At 73.2% G+C, this 17,897-nt stretch carries 14 protein-coding genes and 1 pseudogene; 6 read left to right on the forward strand and 9 right to left on the reverse strand.

Annotated elements, in window-relative coordinates:
- Positions 1-11: 11 nt before the first annotated feature.
- Positions 12-1,034 carry a heat-inducible transcriptional repressor HrcA gene (gene hrcA, locus ACFWE1_RS11995; protein ID WP_376933664.1) on the reverse strand — a complete coding sequence of 341 codons (1,023 nt, stop codon included), beginning with the start codon at positions 1,032-1,034 and terminating at the stop codon, positions 12-14.
- 181 nt (positions 1,035-1,215) lie between these two features.
- On the opposite strand from hrcA, the gene ACFWE1_RS12000 reads away from it, so the two are divergent.
- Positions 1,216-1,623 (forward strand): DUF4870 domain-containing protein, encoded by a 408-nt coding sequence (locus tag ACFWE1_RS12000; protein ID WP_243568492.1) that lies wholly within the window; start codon positions 1,216-1,218, stop codon positions 1,621-1,623.
- Between the two features lie 135 nt (positions 1,624-1,758).
- Positions 1,759-2,178 (forward strand): DUF4870 domain-containing protein, encoded by a 420-nt coding sequence (locus ACFWE1_RS12005; protein WP_376933665.1) that lies wholly within the window; start codon positions 1,759-1,761, stop codon positions 2,176-2,178.
- 79 nt (positions 2,179-2,257) lie between these two features.
- On the opposite strand, the gene hemW is transcribed toward ACFWE1_RS12005, so the two are convergent.
- From hemW to lepA, 3 genes are read right to left on the reverse strand one after another with little or no spacing between them, the layout of a single operon-like run.
- The gene (gene hemW / locus ACFWE1_RS12010; protein ID WP_376933666.1) at positions 2,258-3,481 is read right to left on the reverse strand and encodes a radical SAM family heme chaperone HemW; all 1,224 of its coding nucleotides are present in this window, start codon (positions 3,479-3,481) and stop codon (positions 2,258-2,260) included.
- A 3-nt stretch (positions 3,482-3,484) separates the two neighbouring features.
- Positions 3,485-4,129, reverse strand: coding sequence for a DUF1990 family protein (locus tag ACFWE1_RS12015; RefSeq protein WP_376933667.1), 645 nt, complete (start codon positions 4,127-4,129; stop codon positions 3,485-3,487).
- 10 nt (positions 4,130-4,139) lie between these two features.
- Positions 4,140-6,014: a translation elongation factor 4 gene (gene lepA, locus ACFWE1_RS12020; protein WP_376933668.1), complete on the reverse strand. Its 1,875-nt coding sequence runs from the start codon at positions 6,012-6,014 to the stop codon at positions 4,140-4,142.
- Between the two features lie 80 nt (positions 6,015-6,094).
- On the opposite strand from lepA, the gene ACFWE1_RS12025 reads away from it, so the two are divergent.
- The 4 genes from ACFWE1_RS12025 to rpsT all read left to right on the forward strand — a co-directional run bounded on the left by ACFWE1_RS12025 (position 6,095) and on the right by rpsT (position 9,156).
- Positions 6,095-7,309, forward strand: a complete 1,215-nt coding sequence (locus tag ACFWE1_RS12025) for a sensor histidine kinase (protein WP_376933669.1) — start codon at positions 6,095-6,097, stop codon at positions 7,307-7,309.
- Positions 7,306-7,947 carry a response regulator gene (locus tag ACFWE1_RS12030; protein ID WP_376933670.1) on the forward strand — a complete coding sequence of 214 codons (642 nt, stop codon included), beginning with the start codon at positions 7,306-7,308 and terminating at the stop codon, positions 7,945-7,947. Before ACFWE1_RS12025 ends, ACFWE1_RS12030 begins: the two co-directional genes overlap by 4 nt.
- A gap of 2 nt (positions 7,948-7,949) precedes the next feature.
- Positions 7,950-8,747 (forward strand): alpha/beta fold hydrolase, encoded by a 798-nt coding sequence (locus ACFWE1_RS12035; protein WP_376933671.1) that lies wholly within the window; start codon positions 7,950-7,952, stop codon positions 8,745-8,747.
- Between the two features lie 148 nt (positions 8,748-8,895).
- Complete coding sequence (rpsT, locus tag ACFWE1_RS12040; protein WP_189086488.1) at positions 8,896-9,156, forward strand: 30S ribosomal protein S20; 261 nt, start codon at positions 8,896-8,898, stop codon at positions 9,154-9,156.
- A 258-nt stretch (positions 9,157-9,414) separates the two neighbouring features.
- Here the strand turns inward: rpsT and holA are convergent, their stop codons facing one another.
- From holA to pabB, 5 genes and pseudogenes are all read right to left on the reverse strand, one after another.
- Positions 9,415-10,443 (reverse strand): DNA polymerase III subunit delta, encoded by a 1,029-nt coding sequence (gene holA, locus ACFWE1_RS12045; protein ID WP_376933672.1) that lies wholly within the window; start codon positions 10,441-10,443, stop codon positions 9,415-9,417.
- Between the two features lie 430 nt (positions 10,444-10,873).
- Positions 10,874-12,571, reverse strand: a pseudogene (locus tag ACFWE1_RS12050) (ComEC/Rec2 family competence protein); the annotation flags it as partial.
- A 377-nt stretch (positions 12,572-12,948) separates the two neighbouring features.
- Positions 12,949-13,671, reverse strand: coding sequence for a helix-hairpin-helix domain-containing protein (locus ACFWE1_RS12055; RefSeq protein WP_376933673.1), 723 nt, complete (start codon positions 13,669-13,671; stop codon positions 12,949-12,951).
- 130 nt (positions 13,672-13,801) lie between these two features.
- Positions 13,802-16,378, reverse strand: a complete 2,577-nt coding sequence (gene leuS / locus ACFWE1_RS12060) for a leucine--tRNA ligase (protein ID WP_376933674.1) — start codon at positions 16,376-16,378, stop codon at positions 13,802-13,804.
- A gap of 77 nt (positions 16,379-16,455) precedes the next feature.
- Complete coding sequence (gene pabB, locus ACFWE1_RS12065) at positions 16,456-17,844, reverse strand: aminodeoxychorismate synthase component I (RefSeq protein WP_376933675.1); 1,389 nt, start codon at positions 17,842-17,844, stop codon at positions 16,456-16,458.
- Between the last annotated feature and the right edge of the window lie 53 nt (positions 17,845-17,897).

Genomic DNA, 17,897 nt, shown 5'->3' on the forward strand with positions numbered 1-17,897 from the left:
ACGGCGGCGGGTCAGTGCTCGCCGAGCGTGCGGGAGAGATAGCGCGCGACCGCGCGGACCGCCGCCATGCTCGTGGTGTAATCCATGCGGGTCGGGCCGACGACGCCGAGCCGCGAGACGTCGCGGCCGGCCACCGCGAACGAGCTCGCGACGACCGAGGTCTCGGCGAGGCCGAAGGGGGCGTTCTCGCGACCGATGCTGACGGCGACGCCGTGCTGATCGGACGCCATCTCGCCGAAGAGCTTCAGCAGCACGACCTGCTCCTCGATGGCCTCGATCACTCCGAGGATGGAGCCGGCGAAGTCCTGCTCGGTGCGCACCAGGTTCGCGGCGCCGGCGACCACGAGGCGGTCGCCGCGCTGGACGCGGGCCTGCTCGGCGAGGGTGGTCGCGAGCGTGTGCAGCACCTGCGCGTGCCGCGGGTCGACCGCGGGCACCTCGCCTGAGAGCGCCTGCGCGGCCTCGGCGAGGGTGCGCCCGGCGGCGAGTTCGTTGAAGCGGGCCCGGAGCGAGGCGAGCGTCTGCTCGTCGACCGGCGAGCCGAGCTCGGCGACGCGCTGCTCGACCTGGCCGGAGTCGGTGATGAGGATGCAGAGCACCCGGTCGGGCGCGAGCGCCACGAGCTCGACGTGGCGCACCCGCGAGTTCGCGAAGCTCGGGTACTGCACGACGGCGAGCTGGTTGGTGAGCTGCGCGATCAGCCGCACGGTGCGGGCCAGGAGCTCGTCGAGGTCGCTCGACTCGCCGAGGAAGGTCTCGATGGCGTGGCGCTGGGCCTGGCTCAGCGGCCGCAGCTCGCTCAGCTGGTCGACGAAGACGCGGTAGCCCTTGTCGGTGGGGATGCGCCCGGACGAGGTGTGCGGGGCCGCGATCAGCTCCTCCTCTTCGAGCAGGGCCATGTCGTTGCGGATCGTCGCGGCCGAGACGCCGAAGGCGTGCCGCTCGACGATCGTCTTCGAGCCGACCGGCTCGCGGGAGGCGACGTAGTCCTGCACGATCGCGCGGAGCACGGCGAGCCCTCGATCGGAGACCATCAGCCCCACCTCCCGTCCATTGGCACTCGTCTTCTTCGAGTGCCAATCCTATCGCGACATCCTGCGCCGCGGGCATTGCGACGCCCCACGGGCGGCGCTACGGTGATCCCGAGTCCGCGCGCCGTCCCCCGAACGGGTCCGTACGAGCCGCGGCCGATCCCCAGCCCCGAAAGGCATCGCCATGACCGACCCCAACGCACAGACGCCCGACCCGAACGTGCCGCCCCAGCAGCCCGTGCCCCCGCAGCCGGCCGCCGCAGCCGGGCCGCTCCCGCAGGACCAGGACATCCAGTGGGCCTCCTTCGCCCACCTCGGCGGCATCCTCGGCTTCCTGCCCTCGCTGATCATCTGGCTCGTCTTCAAGGACCGCGGCCAGTTCACCAACGTCGAGGCGAAGGAGGCCCTGAACTTCCAGATCACGATGCTCATCGGCTACGTCATCGGCGCCGTGCTCTCGATCATCCTCATCGGCGGCCTCATCTCGCTCGCCGTCTGGGTGATCTCCATCGTCTTCTCGATCATCGCGTTCCTGCGCGTGAAGGACGGGCAGCACTACCGCTACCCCTTCGCGCTCCGGCTCATCAAGTAGTCGAACTCGGCCGATCCAGGCCGCAGCAGCACCGGCGGCGCGCCGGACGGGCCCTTCCGTCCGGCGCGCCGTTTCTGCCACCATGGAGGCGTCCGACCATCCCACCGCGCAGGCGGTGCAGCCAGGAGGCCTTCCATGACCGACGTGCCCACCCCACCGACCCCGCCGACGCCGCCGCCTCCCGGCCCGCCGGCTCCCCCGCCCGGCAGCCCCTACCAGCAGTCGCAGCCGCTCAACCCGGCCGACGAGAAGCTCTGGGCGACGCTCGTGCACATCGGCGGCATCTTCTTCGGCTTCATCCCGGCGCTGCTCGGGTACCTGCTGCTGAAGGACAAGGGCCCGTTCGTGCGCGCGCACACCGCGACGGCGCTGAACTTCCAGCTCACCATGCTCATCGCGAGCATCGTCGGCGGCATCCTGACCATCGTCATCATCGGCTTCTTCGTGATCCTCGCCGTCGCCATCGTGGTGATCGTGTTCAGCATCATCGCGGCCATCAAGGCGAACCAGGGCCAGCCCTACGTCTACCCGATGTCGATCAAGTTCGTGAGCTGATCACCGCATCCTCGAATCGCCCGTCTCCCCCGCGGAGGCGGGCGATTCGGCGTTCCGGCCCGATCGGAGCCCGCGCGACTCAGCCGAGCAGACGCCGGACCACGGCGTCGGCGAGCAGCCGTCCGCGGCGAGTGAGCGTCAGCCGGCCGGCGAGCGCCGCCCTCGGCTCGACGAGCTCGTCGGCGATGAGGCCGGCGATCGCCGAGCGCCCCGGCTCGGGGAGCGAGGCGATCTCGAGCCCCTCGCGGATCCGGGTGCCGAGCAGCACCCGCTCGGTCTCCCGCGTCGCCGCGTCGAGCGTCTCCCGGCCGACCGCCGGAGAGACGCCGGCGGCGATGCGGTCGGCGTACGCGGCCGGGTGCTTCGCGTTCCACCAGCGCACGCCGCCGACGTGGCTGTGCGCGCCGGGCCCGACGCCCCACCAGTCGTCGCCGCGCCAGTACCCGAGGTTGTGCTGCGAACGGTGCGCCTCGCCGCGAGCCCAGTTGCTCACCTCGTACCAGCCGAAGCCAGCCTCGGCGAGCAGCTCGTCGGCGAGCTCGTACATGTCGGCGGCGAGGTCGTCGTCGGGGGCGGCGAGCTCGCCGCGGCGCACCTGGCGGGCGAGCTTCGTGCCGTCCTCGACGATGAGCGAGTAGGCACTCAGATGGTCGGGCTCGGCGGCGATGGCGGCCTCGAGACTCGTGCGCCAGTCCACCAGGCGCTCGCCCGGCGTGGAGTAGATCAGGTCGAGGCTGACGTCGAGCCCCGCTTCGCGCGCCCAGGCGACGACGAGCGGCACCCGCGCGGGGTCGTGCGTGCGGTCCAGGGTCGCGAGCACGCTCGGCACCGCCGACTGCATGCCGAACGAGACGCGGGTGAAGCCGCCGTCACGGAGCTCGGCGAGGTACGCGGCATCCACCGAGTCCGGGTTCGCTTCCGTGGTCACCTCGGCACCCGGGCGGATGCCGAACTCGCGGCGTGCGGCCGCGAGCATCTCGACGAGCTGAGCGGCGGGCAGCAGCGTCGGGGTGCCGCCGCCGAAGAACACGGTGCTGAGCTCGCGGGCCGGCAGACCGGATGCCTCGAGCGCCGCCGCGCCGAAGCGCAGTTCCCCGATCGCCTGTCCTGCGTAGTCGGCCTGCGCGACGCCGCGCAGCTCGGTCGCCGTGTACGTGTTGAAGTCGCAGTACCCGCAGCGCACGCGGCAGAAGGGCACGTGCACGTACAGCCCGAGCGCACGCTCGGCGACGCCGTCGATGGTCTGGGCGGGCAGCAGCCCGTCCGCCGGCGCGGGATCGCCGATGGGGAGCGGTCCGGCCACGGCTCAGACGAAGGCGGGGTGCAGCGCGCGCAGCTCCCGCTGGGTGAGCTCGCGGCGGCGGCGGCGCACGGCGGGGGCCACGACGGCGCGGGCGCCGCCCGCCGTCTGCAGCGCCGAGCGGATCGTGAGCCAGACGCTGTCGTCCTCGCGGTGCTCGAGCACGAACGACTCCTCGCCGCTCTCCTCGCCGTCGGCGGTCGTGCCGTAGGCGAAGCCGATGCGGTCCGGCTCGTCGATGACGTAGACGACGAGCACGTGCGTGTCGTGGTGCCCGAAGCGGCGCTGCGAGCGGAGCGTCGCGGTCATCCCCGCAGCGAGGTACGGTGTGCCGTCGGCGGCGAAGCGCTGCTCGGTGTGCGGCTGGGCGCCGGCGGCGGGCGCCCCCTCGACGTCGTAGGCGATGCCGGTGTACTGCGTGCCGGTGCCGGCGGTCACGTCGAGCACCTCGAGCCCGGCGCCGCGCTGGACGCCCCAGGTCATCAGTTCTTCCGCGGCCTTCTCGAAGCGCTCCCGCCCCGAGCCGATCTTCACGCTGTCCTCCGCCGGGCGGTAGCCCGCCGGCGGGTAGCGGAGGAGATCGGGGGCCTGGGTGGCCCCGATCGCCCCGTACGTCACCGACTGGTCGGTGAACGAGCTCCGTCGCTTCATGACGCGCTCCCTACTTCTTCTTGGAGTCCTTGGACTCGGTGTCTCCCGAGAGCGCGGCGATGAACGCCTCCTGGGGGACCTCGACGCGCCCGACCATCTTCATGCGCTTCTTGCGCTCCTTCTGCTTCTCGAGGAGCTTGCGCTTGCGGCTGATGTCGCCGCCGTAGCACTTCGCCAGCACGTCCTTGCGCATGGCCCGGATGGACTCGCGCGCGATGATGCGCGCGCCGATCGCCGCCTGGATCGGCACCTCGAACTGCTGGCGCGGGATGAGCTCGCGGAGTCGCCCGGTCATCAGCACGCCGTACGCGTAGGCCTTGTCGCGGTGCACGATCGCGCTGAAGGCGTCGACCTGCTCGCCCTGGAGCAGGATGTCGACCTTGACCAGGTCGGCCGCCTGGTCGCCGGACGGCTCGTAGTCGAGCGAGGCGTAGCCGGCGGTCTTCGACTTCAGCTGGTCGAAGAAGTCGAACACGATCTCGCCGAGCGGCATGTCGTAGCGGATCTCGACGCGGTCCTCACCGAGGTACTCCATGCCGAGCAGGGTGCCGCGGCGCGACTGGCACAGCTCCATGATCGTGCCGACGTAGTCCTTCGGCGCGAGGATCGCGGCCTTCACCATCGGCTCGCGGACCTCGGCGATCTTCGCGCCGGTCGGGAACTCGCTCGGGTTCGTCACCGTGACGGTCTTCTTGTCCTCCGTCGTGACCTCGTAGACCACCGAGGGCGCGGTCGCGATGATGTCGAGACCGAACTCGCGGCGGAGCCGCTCGGTGACGATCTCGAGGTGCAGGAGGCCAAGGAAGCCGGCGCGGAAGCCGAAGCCGAGGGCGACCGAAGTCTCGGGCTCGTAGACGAGCGCGGCATCCGAGAGCTTCAGCTTGTCGAGCGCCTCGCGCAGCTCCGGGTAGTCGCTGCCGTCGATCGGGTACAGCCCCGAGAAGACCATCGGCAGCGGCTCGGTGTAGCCGTCGAGCGCATCGGCCGCGGGCTTCACCGCGGTCGTGACCGTGTCGCCAACCTTGGACTGGCGGACGTCCTTCACGCCGGTGATCAGGTACCCGACCTCGCCGACGCCGAGGCCCTTGCTGGGGGTGGGCTCGGGCGCGCTCACCCCGATCTCGAGGATCTCGTGGGTCGCCTTCGTCGACATCATCTGGATGCGCTCGCGCGGGTTCAGCTGCCCGTCGACCATGCGCACGTAGGTGACGACGCCGCGGTAGCTGTCGTAGACGGAGTCGAAGATCATCGCGCGCGGCGGCGCGTCGGCGTCACCGACCGGGGCGGGGATGCGCTGCACGACGCGGTCGAGGAGCGCCTCGACGCCGAGGCCCGTCTTGCCCGAGACCTTCATCACGTCGTCGGGCGAGCCGCCGATGAGGTCGGCGAGCTCGCGCGCGTACTTCTCCGGCTCCGCGGCGGGCAGGTCGATCTTGTTCAGCACGGGGATGATCTCGAGGTCGTTCTCGAGCGCCAGGTAGAGGTTCGCGAGGGTCTGCGCCTCGATGCCCTGCGCGGCGTCGACGAGCAGGATGGCGCCCTCGCAGGCGGCGAGCGAGCGGGAGACCTCGTAGCTGAAGTCGACGTGCCCGGGGGTGTCGATCATGTTGAGCGCGTACGCGACGTCGCGCCCGCTCTCGTCGGCGACGGCCCACGGCATGCGCACGGCCTGGCTCTTGATGGTGATCCCGCGCTCGCGCTCGATGTCCATGCGGTCGAGGTACTGCGCCCGCATGTCCCGGTCGGAGACGATCCCGGTGATCTGCAGCATGCGGTCGGCGAGGGTCGACTTGCCGTGGTCGATGTGCGCGATGATGCAGAAATTGCGGATCAGCGCAGGGTCGGTGGCAGCAGGCACCGGCGGGTTCACAGCTCTCGGAGACATCGATCGATTCTCCCATGACTTCGGGTGCGACTTTCGACGGATGCCCCGGTCAGGCCGCCGAGGCTACGCTGGGGCCCATCATGGCCGTGCTCGAAGCCCCCGTCGACGAGCGGGTGCAGCCCTCCGCGCTGCGCCCGGTCTTCATCGCGCTCCGCGCGGGACTCCACGTGCTCGTGGTCGGGCTCGCCCTCTTCGTCGTCGTCCGGGCGCTCGTCGCCGACGATGGCCTGGAGGTGCCGGTCACGGTGCTCGCGATCGTCTTCCTCGCCTGGTACGGCGCCGGCGTCGCCGCCGCGCACCGGCACCTGCCGGTGTGGGCGCGCGTGCTCTGGCTCATCGGCCTGCTCGCGCTCTGGGCCGCGCTCAGCGTGCTCACCCCCGACGCGGCCTTCCTCGCGTTCCCGCTCTTCTTCCTCGAGCTGCACGTCCTCGCCGCCTCGATCGCCGTGCCGCTCGTGATCGTCACCTTCGCGATCTCCGTCGCGAGCACGACGATGCACCTCGGCTTCGAGCCGGGTAGCATCCTCGGCCCGCTGATCAGCGCCGGCGTCGCGATCGTCATCGGACTCGGCTATCGGGCCATGGCGCAGGAGACGAGGGAGCGCCAAGCGCTGATCCTCGATCTCATGGCCACCCGTGAGGAGCTCGCCGCGGCCAGCCGGGAGGCGGGCACGAAGGCCGAGCGCGAGCGGCTCGCCCGCGAGATCCACGACACCGTCGCGCAGGGCCTGTCGAGCATCCAGATGCTGCTGCACGCGGCCGAGCGCGACGTGCAGGACGAGCGCACCCGGGAGCGCCTGGAGCTCGCCCGCGAGACGGCGGCGGAGAACCTCCAGGAGACTCGGCGCTTCATCCGCGAGCTCACCCCGGCCCCGCTCGACGGCCGCGGACTGCCGGCCGCCCTGCAGCGCCTCGTCGACTCGGCGAACGCGCAGGCCGAGCAATCGGGCGCGGCGGTGCGCGCGAGCTTCTCGACGAGCGGGGAGCCGGCCCCGTTGCCCATGGCGGTCGAGGCGACGCTCCTCCGCATCGCCCAGGGCTCGCTCGCGAACGTCGTCGGCCACGCCAGGGCCACGCACGCCGAGCTCACGCTGAGCTTCCTCGGCGACGAGGTCGCGCTCGACGTCGTCGACGACGGCGTCGGCTTCGACCCCCGCAAAGCCGAAGCGGGCGACGGCTTCGGGCTCCCCGCCATCCGGCGCCGGGCGGAGCGGCTCGGCGGCACCGCCGACGTCGAGTCCGCGCCCGGCGAGGGCACCGCGGTCGTCGTGCGCATCCCGGTGGTGCCGTCGTGATCCGCCTCATGCTCGCCGACGACCATCCCGTCGTCCGCGCCGGCATCCGGGCGATGCTCGAGGCCGACGCCGAGCTCGTCGTCGTCGCCGAGGCGGGCACCGCGGCCGAGGCGGTCCGCCTCGCCCGTGAAGCCGGCGAGGGCGGCGAGGGCGGCGTCGATCTCGTGCTGATGGACCTGCAGTTCCCCGGCGAGCTGCAGGGGGCGGAAGCCACCCGGCGCATCCGCGCCCTCCCGCACCCGCCACGGGTGCTCGTGCTCACGAACTACGACACCGACGCCGACATCCTCGGCGCGATCGAAGCGGGAGCCAGCGGCTACCTGTTGAAGGACGCGCCGCCCGAAGAGCTCCTCGCGGCGGTGCGGCTCGCCGCGGCCGGCGAGACCGCGCTCGCCCCGGCGGTGTCCTCTCGGCTCGCCGCCGCCGACGGCGCCGAGCAGCGGCTCACCGCCCGCGAAGCCGAGGTGCTCACGCTCGTCGCCGAGGGCCGGTCGAATCGCGAGATCGGCCGGGCGCTGTTCCTCAGCGAGGCGACGGTGAAGAGCCACCTCGTGCACATCTTCACGAAGCTCGACGTCGGTTCGCGCACGGCCGCGGTGGCGCGGGCCCGCGAACTCGGCGCGATCCGCGCGGGCTGATCGTGGTCCGCGCGCGCGTCGTGCTCGTCCACGGCATCCGCACCTCCGCCACGATGTGGCGTGCACAGCTCGAGGCGCTCGCGCGCTACGACGTCGACGCGGTCGCGATCGACCTGCCCGGGCACGGGCGCCGGATCGACGAGCCGTTCACCCTGGACGGCGCGGTCGCCGCGATCGCCGACGCGCTCCGGGTCGACGAACACGCGGATGGCCCGGATGGGGCGGCGGAGCCGACGCCCGTGCCGCGGCTGCTCGTCGGGCTGAGCCTCGGCGGCTACCTCGCGATCGAGACCGCGGCGAGGCATCCGGAGCTGCTCGACGGCCTCGTCGCCGCCTCGTGCGGCACCCGTCCTCGCGGCCTCGGCCTCCGCGGCTACCTCGCCCTCGCGGACGCGATCGGCCGGCTGCCGGACCGCGGACGCGCGCTCAACGACGGCTTCGTGCGCCTCATGCTCTCCCCCGCCGCAGCGCACGACGTGGTCGCCGGCGGCGTGGCCCTCGACGTCATGCGGCCGACGCTCCGCGCCGTCGGCACGATCGACCTCGAAGCGGCGCTCGGCGCGGTGCGCTGCCCGGTCTGGCTCGTGAACGGGCAGCTCGACCACTTCCGGCTCGAGGAGCGCCGGCTCGCCCGCGCGGTGCACGACGGACGTCTCGTGGTCGTTCCCGGCGCCAGCCATCTCGTGAGCCTGAGCCGCCCGGAGGCGTTCAGCGCCGTCGTGCTCGACGCGGTGGCCGAGCTCGAGCGCCGCGCGGCGGTCCGTCGCCGTGCCGCGCGGGGCCCCCGATCGACGGCGTGAGTCGCACCGCTCGCTTTGGTGCCGCCCACTGAGAACTGGTATCGTTGCCTGTTGGCTTGCGTGTGGGTCCCACCCCGCACGAAACGTCGCGGCGGCCCCTCTACCGCTCGCGGCACATCCCGTACCGCACGACAACGAAAGAATCCACGTGGCAAACATCAAGTCGCAGATCAAGCGCATCCGCACCAACCGCAAGGCCGAGGAGCGCAACAAGGCCGTCAAGAGCGAGCTCAAGACCGTCGTCCGCGCCGCGCGCGAGGCGATCGCCGGTGGCGACAAGGACAAGGCGACCGCCGCCGTTCGCGTTGCGAACCGCAAGCTCGACAAGGCCGTCTCGAAGGGCGTCATCCACAAGAACCAGGCCGCGAACCGCAAGTCGGCGATCGCGAAGCAGGCCGCCGCGCTCTGACGCGCAGCAGCACCCACGAAGGCCCCGCTCCGGCGGGGCCTTCGTCGTTCCCGCCGACGCCGGCTGCGTCGCACCGGTACCGCCGCCGCGACTACTGCTGCCGCCGGCTGACGAGTCGCACGACGAAATGCCCCGTGCGCCAGCCGAAAGGGCGCCCCGGGTGTTTCGCCGTGCGACTCGCGGATGCCGCGAAACAGGCGCGGGCGGGCGGATGCCGCATTGGGCGCGGACGGGCAAGGGGGCCCGGGCGGGCGTGGCTCAGGCGCGGCCGCGGGAGGCGATGACGCCGATGAGCCGCTCGAGGGCGAACACGGGGTCGCGCTCGGCGCCCTTCACGGCGGCGTCGGTCGCCGCGAGCGCTTCGATGGTGCGCGCGAGACCGGCGTCGTCCCATCCGGCGAGGTCGCGGCGGGCACGGTCGACCTGCCACGGGGCCATGCCGAGCGACGACGCGAGCTGCGCTCCGCCGCCGCGCGCCCCGGACACCTTCGCCATCGTGCGCACCTTCATCGCGAACGCCGCGACGATCGGCACCGGGTCGGCCCCGCTGTCGAGGGCGTGCCGAAGGGCGATGAGCGCTTCGCCATGCCGACCGGCGATCGCGGCGTCGGCCACGGTGAACGCCGTGGTCTCGACCCGGCCGCCGTAGTACTTGGCGACGAGCTTCTCGTCGATATCGCCCGGGGCGTCGGCCATGAGCTGCCGGCACGCGGCCGAGAGCTCGGCGAGGTCGTCGCTGAACGCGCCGACGAGGGCCCGCAGCGCGCCGGGGCTCACCTTCCGGCCGGCGCTGCGGAACTCGGTCGCGGCGAAGTCCTGCTTCTCGGCGTCCTTCTTGAGTTCGGCGCAGACGATCTCGATGCCGCCGCCCGAACCCGCCCGGATGGCGTCGAGCAGCTTCTTGCCGCGCTGCCCGGTGCGGTGCCGGAGCACGAGCGTGGTCGACTCCGCCGTCTGCTCGAGATAGTCGAGCGCGTCGAGCAGGAAGTCGTCGCTCGCCTTCTCGACGCCGGAGACGCGGATGAGCCGCGGTTCGCCGAACAGTGAGGGGCTCGCGAGCGTCAGCAGCTCGCCCCGGCGGTAGGCGTCGGCCTCGAGGTCGCTGACCTCGAGCGCGGGATCCTCGGCGCGGAGGAAGTCGCGGAGCATGCCGATCGCCCGCTCGGCCAGCACGTCTTCGGGCCCGGCGACGAGCACCACCGGCGCCGGGCGGACCGCGTTCCACGCGAGCTGCGGGATGGCCGCCTTCGCCTTCGGTGCGGCACGTGCCGCGGTGCGTGCCGCCACTGTCTCCTCCTGCCCGGCGGAATGCGCCGGCTCGACCTCCAAGTCTACGGCCGAGTCTACGGACGGCCGCCGTCATCCCGGGCTGCCGGGCGGCGCTCGGCGCCCCCGCCCCGGATGCCGGCCCCGCATCGCCGCGCTCGCTCCAGAGGCGGAGCCCCACACCGTCGGTGCCGACGAAGACGGTGCCCAGCAGATCGGTGCGCGCCGGGCGCACGCGGAGGCGTTCGAGCAGTTCGAGCAGCGAGGCCGTCGGATGCCCGTAGCCGTTGTCGGCGCCGACGCCGATCAGGCCGAGTACCGCTCCCAGGCGTGCGTACAGCGCCTCGTGCTGGTCGGCCGAGCCGTGGTGGGCCACCTTCACGAGCTCGAACGCACCGGCCCGCTCGGCCTCGAGCTGCTGCGCGAGGCCGATCTGCGCCGTCTCGCCGAGATCGCCCAGCAGCAGCACACTCGCCTGCGGCCCGTCGACGGCGAGCACGACGCTCGCGTCGTTGCCGGGCCTCGTTCCGGCCTCGGGCCAGAGCACTCGCCAGCTCAGCCCGTCGAGTTCGCCGTTCCTGCCGGCTTCGGCCTCGACCGCCTGGACCCCGCGCTCGACGAGCGGAGCGAGCGCCCGGCGCGAACGGGCCCCGTCGGGCGGGCCGTGCAGCACGGCGTCGACTCGATCGGCCACGGCCGGCACTCCCCCGACGTGGTCCAGATCCCAGTGCGTGAGCACGAGCAGCCCGACGCGATCGACGCCGGCGAGCTCGAGGCAGCGCCCGAGCGCCGCCGGCTCCGGGCCGGTGTCGACGAGCATCGTTCGCCCGCCGGCCCTGAGCAGCACGGCGTCGCCCTGCCCGACGTCGCAGGCCACGACGAACCAGTCGGCCGGTCGCAGCAGCCCGGGCAGCACCCGGGTGCCGAGGGCCCCGCCGACGGTGCCGGCGATCACGAGGAGCACGAGGGCCAGCGAGAGCGCCGCCAGTGGGCGCCGCTGGCGGCGCCCGAGCACGAGCCGCAACGCGACCGCAGTGGTGACGAGCAGCAGCGCCGCGCCCGGTGCACCCGGCGGCCAGGGCAGTTGCGCGAGCGGCATGTTCGAGGCGGCGTGCGCGAGGGCCGCGATCCAGCTGGCGGGGAGCCAGGCGAGCTGCGCGAGGGCGTAGCCGACCGAGGGCACGAACGGCAGGACGAGGCAGGCGAGCAGGCCCAGGACCGTGCCCGCAGGTGCCGCCGGCGCGGCCAGCAGGTTCGCCGCGACGCCCGCGAGCGGGATGCTGGGCTCGAGGAGCACGAGGATCGGCTGGCAGGCGAGCTGCGCCGCGATCGGAACCCCCAGCACGACCGCGAGCGGTGCCGGCATCACGCGAGCGAGTCGCGAGGCGAGCGGCGGGGCGAGCAGGATCAGGCCGCCCGTGGCCGCGACCGACAGCGCGAAGCCGTAGTCCCCCGCGTACCAGGGATCGGCCACGAGGAGCACAATCACCGCCGTCGCGAGCGCCGGCGTGCCGCCGCCCCGTCGTCCGCGGGCGAGCGCCACGAGCAGCACGACCGCCATGGCCGCGGCGCGGACGACGCTCGCCTGCGGCGTCACGAGCACCACGAAGCCCAGCAGCGCGCCGATCGCGATCGCCACCCGGGCCCAGCGCGGCGCGCGGCACCGGGCCGCGAGCCAGAACGCGGCGGCCGTGATGATCGCGCAGTTCGCGCCGGACACCGCGGTGAGGTGGGTGAGCGAACTCGCCTTCATCGCGGCGTTCAGCTCATCGCCGACGGCACGCTCGTCACCGACTGCCAGCCCGGGCACGAGCGCGCCGCCGTCGCCGCCGAGTTCAGTGGCGGCATCCACGAGTCCGGCACGCAGCGGGAGCGCCCACGCGGCCCACCAGGGCGGCGGCGCGATGCGGTCCACTGCGCCGCCGCGCAGCCGCAGCGCTGCCCGCTCCGAGGGCGGTTGCGGCGCAGCCCGGGCATCGAAGGCGAGCCGCGAACCGAGTCCGATGCGAGCGGCATCCGCCTCGAACTCCGCGACCACCGGCAGCGGCCGCACCGCTTCGCCCTCGACCTCGAGCAGTCGCGCCGGCACCCGTAGCCGCTGAGACACCGGCACCCCCGGATCGGCTTCGGATTCGGGGGCGAACTCCATCGCCGCCGTGGCGAACGAGGCGTCGCGCGGAGCTCCGACGAGTTCGACGACGACCTCTGCCGAGGCCGGCCTCCCCTCCGCGAACGGTCCACGGTCACGCTCCGCCAGGGCCACGCCGGCGCTCGTCGCGACCACTGCGGCCGCCGCTGCCGCGACGAGCGCCAGGGCCGCCGCCGGCCGCCGCCAGCGCAGCACGGCGAGCAGGGCGGCGCACGCCGTCGCCCAGCAGGCCGACGGGGCGATCCAGGCTTCGACCCCGAGCTCCGGCAGGCGCACCGCCACCCAGCCGACGGCCCAGGCCACGAGCGCGGGCAGGACGAGGCGCAGATCGCGCACGGCGGCGCCTTCACCCAGCGGCGCTGGGGGCGAGCCGCTGCTCACAGGGCGACCCGGTCGACGAGCCCGGCGAAGACGGCGTCGCCGATGCCGGCGACCTCGAGCAGCTGTTCGACGCTCGTGAACCCGCCGTTCGCCGCCCGCCAGTCGAGGATCCGTTGGGCGAGCGCCGGCCCGATGCGCGGCAGCGTGTCGAGTTCGGCGAGACCCGCCGTGTTCAATCGCACCACGCCGGCGGCGGCACCGGGCTCGCCGGCGGCTCCGCTCGCGCCGCCGGCCGCCCCGGACTGCGGCGGCGGCACCTCGCCGGGTCGCGGGACGAGGAACTGCTCACCGTCGGCGACGGGGCGCGCGAGGTTCACCCCGCCGGCGTCGGCCTCGGCCGTGAGCCCGCCCGCAGCGGCGATGGCGTCGACGACGCGCGCGCCGGGTTCGAGCTCGACGAGGCCGGGCCGGGCGACGGCGCCGAGCACGTGCACGAGCAGCACCGGCGAGGCCGGGGCCCCGGTCAGCCCGGCCCCGGGAGCCGCTCCGGCCGCCGCCTCGTCGCCCGCCGTCGTCTCGTCGCCGAACTCGAGCGAACCGGCATCCCCACCGCCCGAGCCGGTGAAGGAGAGCAGCGCAGCCACCGCGAGCGCCACGAGGAACACGACGACCGCCGCGCCGACGGCGATGCGGGTGCGCACCCCCGCCCGACGGGCCGACGGCGCGAGCAGCGCCAGCGCGTCGTCTTCGGGCTCGGCGCCGCTCGGGAGTCCAGGCATGCGACGACGCTACGGTCGACCGCCCCGCGCGGGACGCCCCCAGGAGGAGTCGGTGAGCGCGTGGGCTGCCCGCGCCGCCTGTGGAGGAGGGCCGGAGCGGGCTCGGGCGCGCCGCCCGAGCCTCGCCCGGCTATCCCCGCGTCGCGATGTTGACGAGCTTCGGCGCGCGCACGATGACGTTCACGATCTCACGCTCGCCGATCGCCCGGGCGACCGCGGCCGAGTCGCGCGCAAGGCGCTCGAGCTCCTCGCCGGACACCTTCGGCGAGACCTCGAGCCGGTCGCGCACCTTGCCGTCGACCTGGACGATCGCAGTGACCCGGTCCTCCACGAGCAGCGCCGGGTCGGCCTTGCGCCACGGCACGAGCGCCACCGACGGCTCGTAACCGAGCCGCTGCCACATGTCCTCCGCCGTGAACGGCGCGAACAGATCGAGGATCATCGCCGTCACCTCGGCGGCCTCGCGGACGGCGGCATCGGCCGGGCCGGGGCCCTGATCGATCGCCTTGCGGGTCAGGTTCACGAGCTCCATCAGGCGCGCGACGATGACGTTGAACTTGTACGACTCGGCCAGCCCCGGGGCATCCGCCAGCAGACGGTGCGAGGCGCGCCGCAGCGCCCGATCGCCCGTCGACCAGTCGACCTCGGGGGCGCTCGTCACGTCGTGCGCGATGCGCCAGGCCCGCGCGAGGAACTTGGCGGAACCCACCGGCGACACGTCGGCCCAGTCGATGTCGTCCTCCGGCGGGCCGGCGAACGCCAGCGTGACACGGAGGGCGTCGGTGCCGTGCGCGGCGAGCTCGGAGGCGAACTCGACGAGGTTGCCCTTGGACTTCGACATCTTCGAGCCGTCCATGAGCACCATGCCCTGGTTCAGCAGGGAGGTGAAGGGCTCGGTGAAGCGCAGGTAGCCGAGGTCGAACAGCACCTTCGTGATGAAGCGCGAGTACAGCAGGTGCAGGATCGCGTGCTCGACGCCGCCGACGTACTGGTCGACGGGCGCCCACTTCTCGGCCTCGGCCGGGTCGAAGGCGCGCGTGTCGTCGTTCGCGTTCAGGTACCGCAGGTAGTACCACGAGCTGTCGACGAAGGTGTCCATCGTGTCGGAGTCGCGCTTGGCCGCGCCGCCGCACTTCGGGCAGGTGACGTTCACCCACGCCTCGGCCGCGCCCAGCGGGCTCGTGCCCTTCGGCTTCAGGTCGAGGCCCGCCGCGTCGGGCAGCCGCACGGGCAGCTCCGACTCGGGCACCGGCACCTCGCCGCAGTCGGCGCAGTGGATGATCGGGATCGGCGTGCCCCAGAAGCGCTGACGGGAGATCAGCCAGTCCCGCAGGCGGAAGTTCTTCGCGGCGCGGCCGGTTCCGCGCTCGTCGAGGATCTCGATGGCCCGGCGGATCGCGTTCGACTTCGACAGCCCGTCGAGCGGGCCGGAGTTGATCAGCCGGCCCTCGCCCGTGAGCGCGACGCCGGTGGACGCCGGGTCGAGCGGCGGCAGCTCGTCGGGCTCGATCGCGTTGCCGTCGGCGTCGGTCGGGATGACCGGGATGACGCCCGTGACCGGCGCGTTCGTGTCGACGACGACGCGCACCGGCAGCTCGAAGGCGCGGGCGAAATCGAGGTCGCGCTGATCGTGCGCGGGCACCGCCATGATCGCGCCGTGACCGTAGTCGGCCAGCACGTAGTCGCTCGCCCAGATCGGCAGGCGCTCGCCGTTCAGCGGGTTCACCGCGTAGCGCTCGAGGAAGACGCCGGTCTTCGGCCGGTCGGTCGCGAGCCGGTCGATGTCGCTCTCGGCGCGCACGGACTCGAGGTAGCCCTCGAAGTTGCGCTGCACCTCGGCGGAGGCGCCGGCCGCGAGCTCCGCGGCGAGCGGGGAGTCGACGGCGACGACCATGAAGGTCGCGCCGTACAGCGTGTCGGGCCGGGTGGTGAACACGGTGACGCGCTCGTCGCGGCCCTCGATCTCGAACTCGACGTCGGCGCCCGAGGAGCGGCCGATCCAGTTGCGCTGCATCGAGACGACCTTCGACGGCCAGGTGCCCTCGAGCTGGTTGAGGTCGTCGAGCAGCCGATCGGCGTAGTCGGTGACCCGGAAGTACCACTGCGTGAGCGCCTTCTTCGTGACCACCGCGCCGCAGCGCTCGCAGTGCCCGTCGACGACCTGCTCGTTCGCGAGCACGGTCTGGTCGTTCGGGCACCAGTTGACCTGACCGGCCTTGCGGTACGCGATGCCCTGCTCGTAGAGCTTCAGGAACAGCCACTGGTTCCACTTGTAGTACTCGGGGTCGCTCGTGTGCAGCTCGCGCGACCAGTCGAAGCTCGGCGCGTACTGGCGGAACGAGCGCTTCTGCTGCGCGATGTTCGAGTAGGTCCACTCGCGCGGATCGGCGCCGCGCTTGATGGCGGCGTTCTCGGCCGGGAGGCCGAAGGAGTCCCAGCCGATCGGGTGCAGCACGTCGAAGCCCTGGTGGCGCCAGTAGCGGGCGGAGATGTCGCCGAAGCCGAACGCCTCGGCGTGACCCATGTGCAGGTCGCCGGAGGGGTACGGGAACATGTCGAGCACGTACTTGCGGGGGCGGGTGTCGCCCTCGCGGCCCGCGCGGAAGAGCTCGAGCTCCTCCCACACCGGAAGCCACTTCTCCTGGATGGCGGCGAAGTCGTAGGCGTCGGCGTCGGGGCGCGGCACGGATTCCTGCTCGTTGACCACGTGACTCTCAATCGTGCGTATCTGCGGGGGTGGGGATCGCGGGCGCAGCGGAAGCGCGCTCGATGCGAGCCTCCAGCCTATTCGATCGCGGCCTCGGGGGCGGCGCCCAGGGCGTCGAGCAGCGCGCGGGCCTTCACCCGGGTCTCCTCGACCTCCTCGTCCGGCACGGAGAGCGCGGTGATGCCGCCGCCGGTGCCGATCGACGCGCCCGTCGGAGTCACGACGATCGAGCGGATCACCATCGCGAGGTCGGCGCCGCCGTCGACGGAGATGGTGCCGAAGGCGCCCGAGTAGACGCCGCGCTCCCCCGCTTCGAGCTCGTGCAGGATGCGCATGGCGCTCTCCTTCGGCGCCCCGGTCATCGAGCCGGCGGGGAACGCCGCGGCCACCGCGTCGACGGCGCCGAGCCCGGGGCGGAGCCGCGCGGAGACGGTGGAGACGAGCTGGTGCACCTGCGGGTACTCCTCGACCGTATGCAGGCCGCTCACGCGGACGCTGCCGAGCTCGGCGATGCGCGAGAGGTCGTTGCGCATCAGATCGACGATCATGAGGTTCTCGGCCCGCTCCTTCTCGCTCGCGAGCAGCTCGGCACGGAGGGCGGCGTCACGGTCCGGGTCGGGATGCCGGGGCCGAGTGCCCTTCATCGGCTTCGTCGAGACGAGGCCGCCGGGCTCGACGAGCAGGAACTGCTCGGGCGAGGCGCTGACGAGGGCGGTCCCGTCGAAACGGAGCAGCCCGCCGTGGTGGCTCCGGCTCGTGCGGCGGAGCCGCCGGTACAGCTCGACGGGGTCGAAGCGCCCGTCGACGTCGATCCGGTTGGTGAGGCAGAGCTGGTAGGCGTCGCCCCGGGCGATCGCCTCCTGAGCGGCGCGGATGCGTCGGCGGTACGCCGCCGCCGAGTGCCGCCAGCGGGGCGCGGCGACCGCGCCGTCGCGCGCGGCGGGCACGGGATCGGAGGAGGCCGCCCGTTCGGGCAGCGCGGCGATGGCGGCGGCGGTGCGCTCGAGCCAGGATGCCTGGGCCGCGACGAACGCGGGATCCGCCTCGTCCTCGAGCCACTCGAGACGCATCGTCCGGGTGGCGTGGTCGAAGACCACGGCGCGCTCGGCGAAGAAGAAGGCGGCCGCCGGCGTGCGGGTCGGCGCGGCGGGCAGGCCGAGCGCGCGAGCGCCGAACTCGTAGCCGAACCAGCCGATCCAGCCGAGCGGCGTGGCGCCCGCGGCGGCGTCGGTCGGATCGCCGAGCTCGGCGCGGAGCTGTGCGAAGACGTCCGCGGGCGGGGTGTCGTCGCCCGCGACGAGCATCGCGGCGCCGTCCCGCGGCACGGCGACCACGCTCGTGCCGGAGCTCACGTCGATGCCGGAGTCGAGCCATGCGGACACCGGGGCGTCGCCGGCGAGCTCGAGGTGCACGAGCTCCGGGTCGCGCCACCCGGGCAGCGGTCGTCGACGGAGGCGTCGGGGCATCCCCTCAGCTTACGGCGCACGCGCGCGGGGCCGCGCCCGCTCCCGCCCCGTGC

The sequence above is a fragment of the Agromyces sp. NPDC060279 genome, from assembly GCF_042726785.1.
Classification (GTDB): Bacteria; Actinomycetota; Actinomycetes; order Actinomycetales; family Microbacteriaceae; genus Agromyces.

What these genes read in the sequence shown, in the direction of transcription:
- hrcA (WP_376933664.1), bottom strand. Translation starts at nt 1,034, where the DNA reads ATGGTCTCCGATCGAGGGCTCGCCGTGCTCCGCGCGATCGTGCAGGAC.
- ACFWE1_RS12000 (WP_243568492.1), top strand. Translation starts at nt 1,216, where the DNA reads ATGACCGACCCCAACGCACAGACGCCCGACCCGAACGTGCCGCCCCAG.
- ACFWE1_RS12005 (WP_376933665.1), top strand. Translation starts at nt 1,759, where the DNA reads ATGACCGACGTGCCCACCCCACCGACCCCGCCGACGCCGCCGCCTCCC.
- ACFWE1_RS12015 (WP_376933667.1), bottom strand. Translation starts at nt 4,129, where the DNA reads ATGAAGCGACGGAGCTCGTTCACCGACCAGTCGGTGACGTACGGGGCG.
- lepA (WP_376933668.1), bottom strand. Translation starts at nt 6,014, where the DNA reads ATGTCTCCGAGAGCTGTGAACCCGCCGGTGCCTGCTGCCACCGACCCT.
- ACFWE1_RS12025 (WP_376933669.1), top strand. Translation starts at nt 6,095, where the DNA reads ATGGCCGTGCTCGAAGCCCCCGTCGACGAGCGGGTGCAGCCCTCCGCG.
- ACFWE1_RS12055 (WP_376933673.1), bottom strand. Translation starts at nt 13,671, where the DNA reads ATGCCTGGACTCCCGAGCGGCGCCGAGCCCGAAGACGACGCGCTGGCG.
- pabB (WP_376933675.1), bottom strand. Translation starts at nt 17,844, where the DNA reads ATGCCCCGACGCCTCCGTCGACGACCGCTGCCCGGGTGGCGCGACCCG.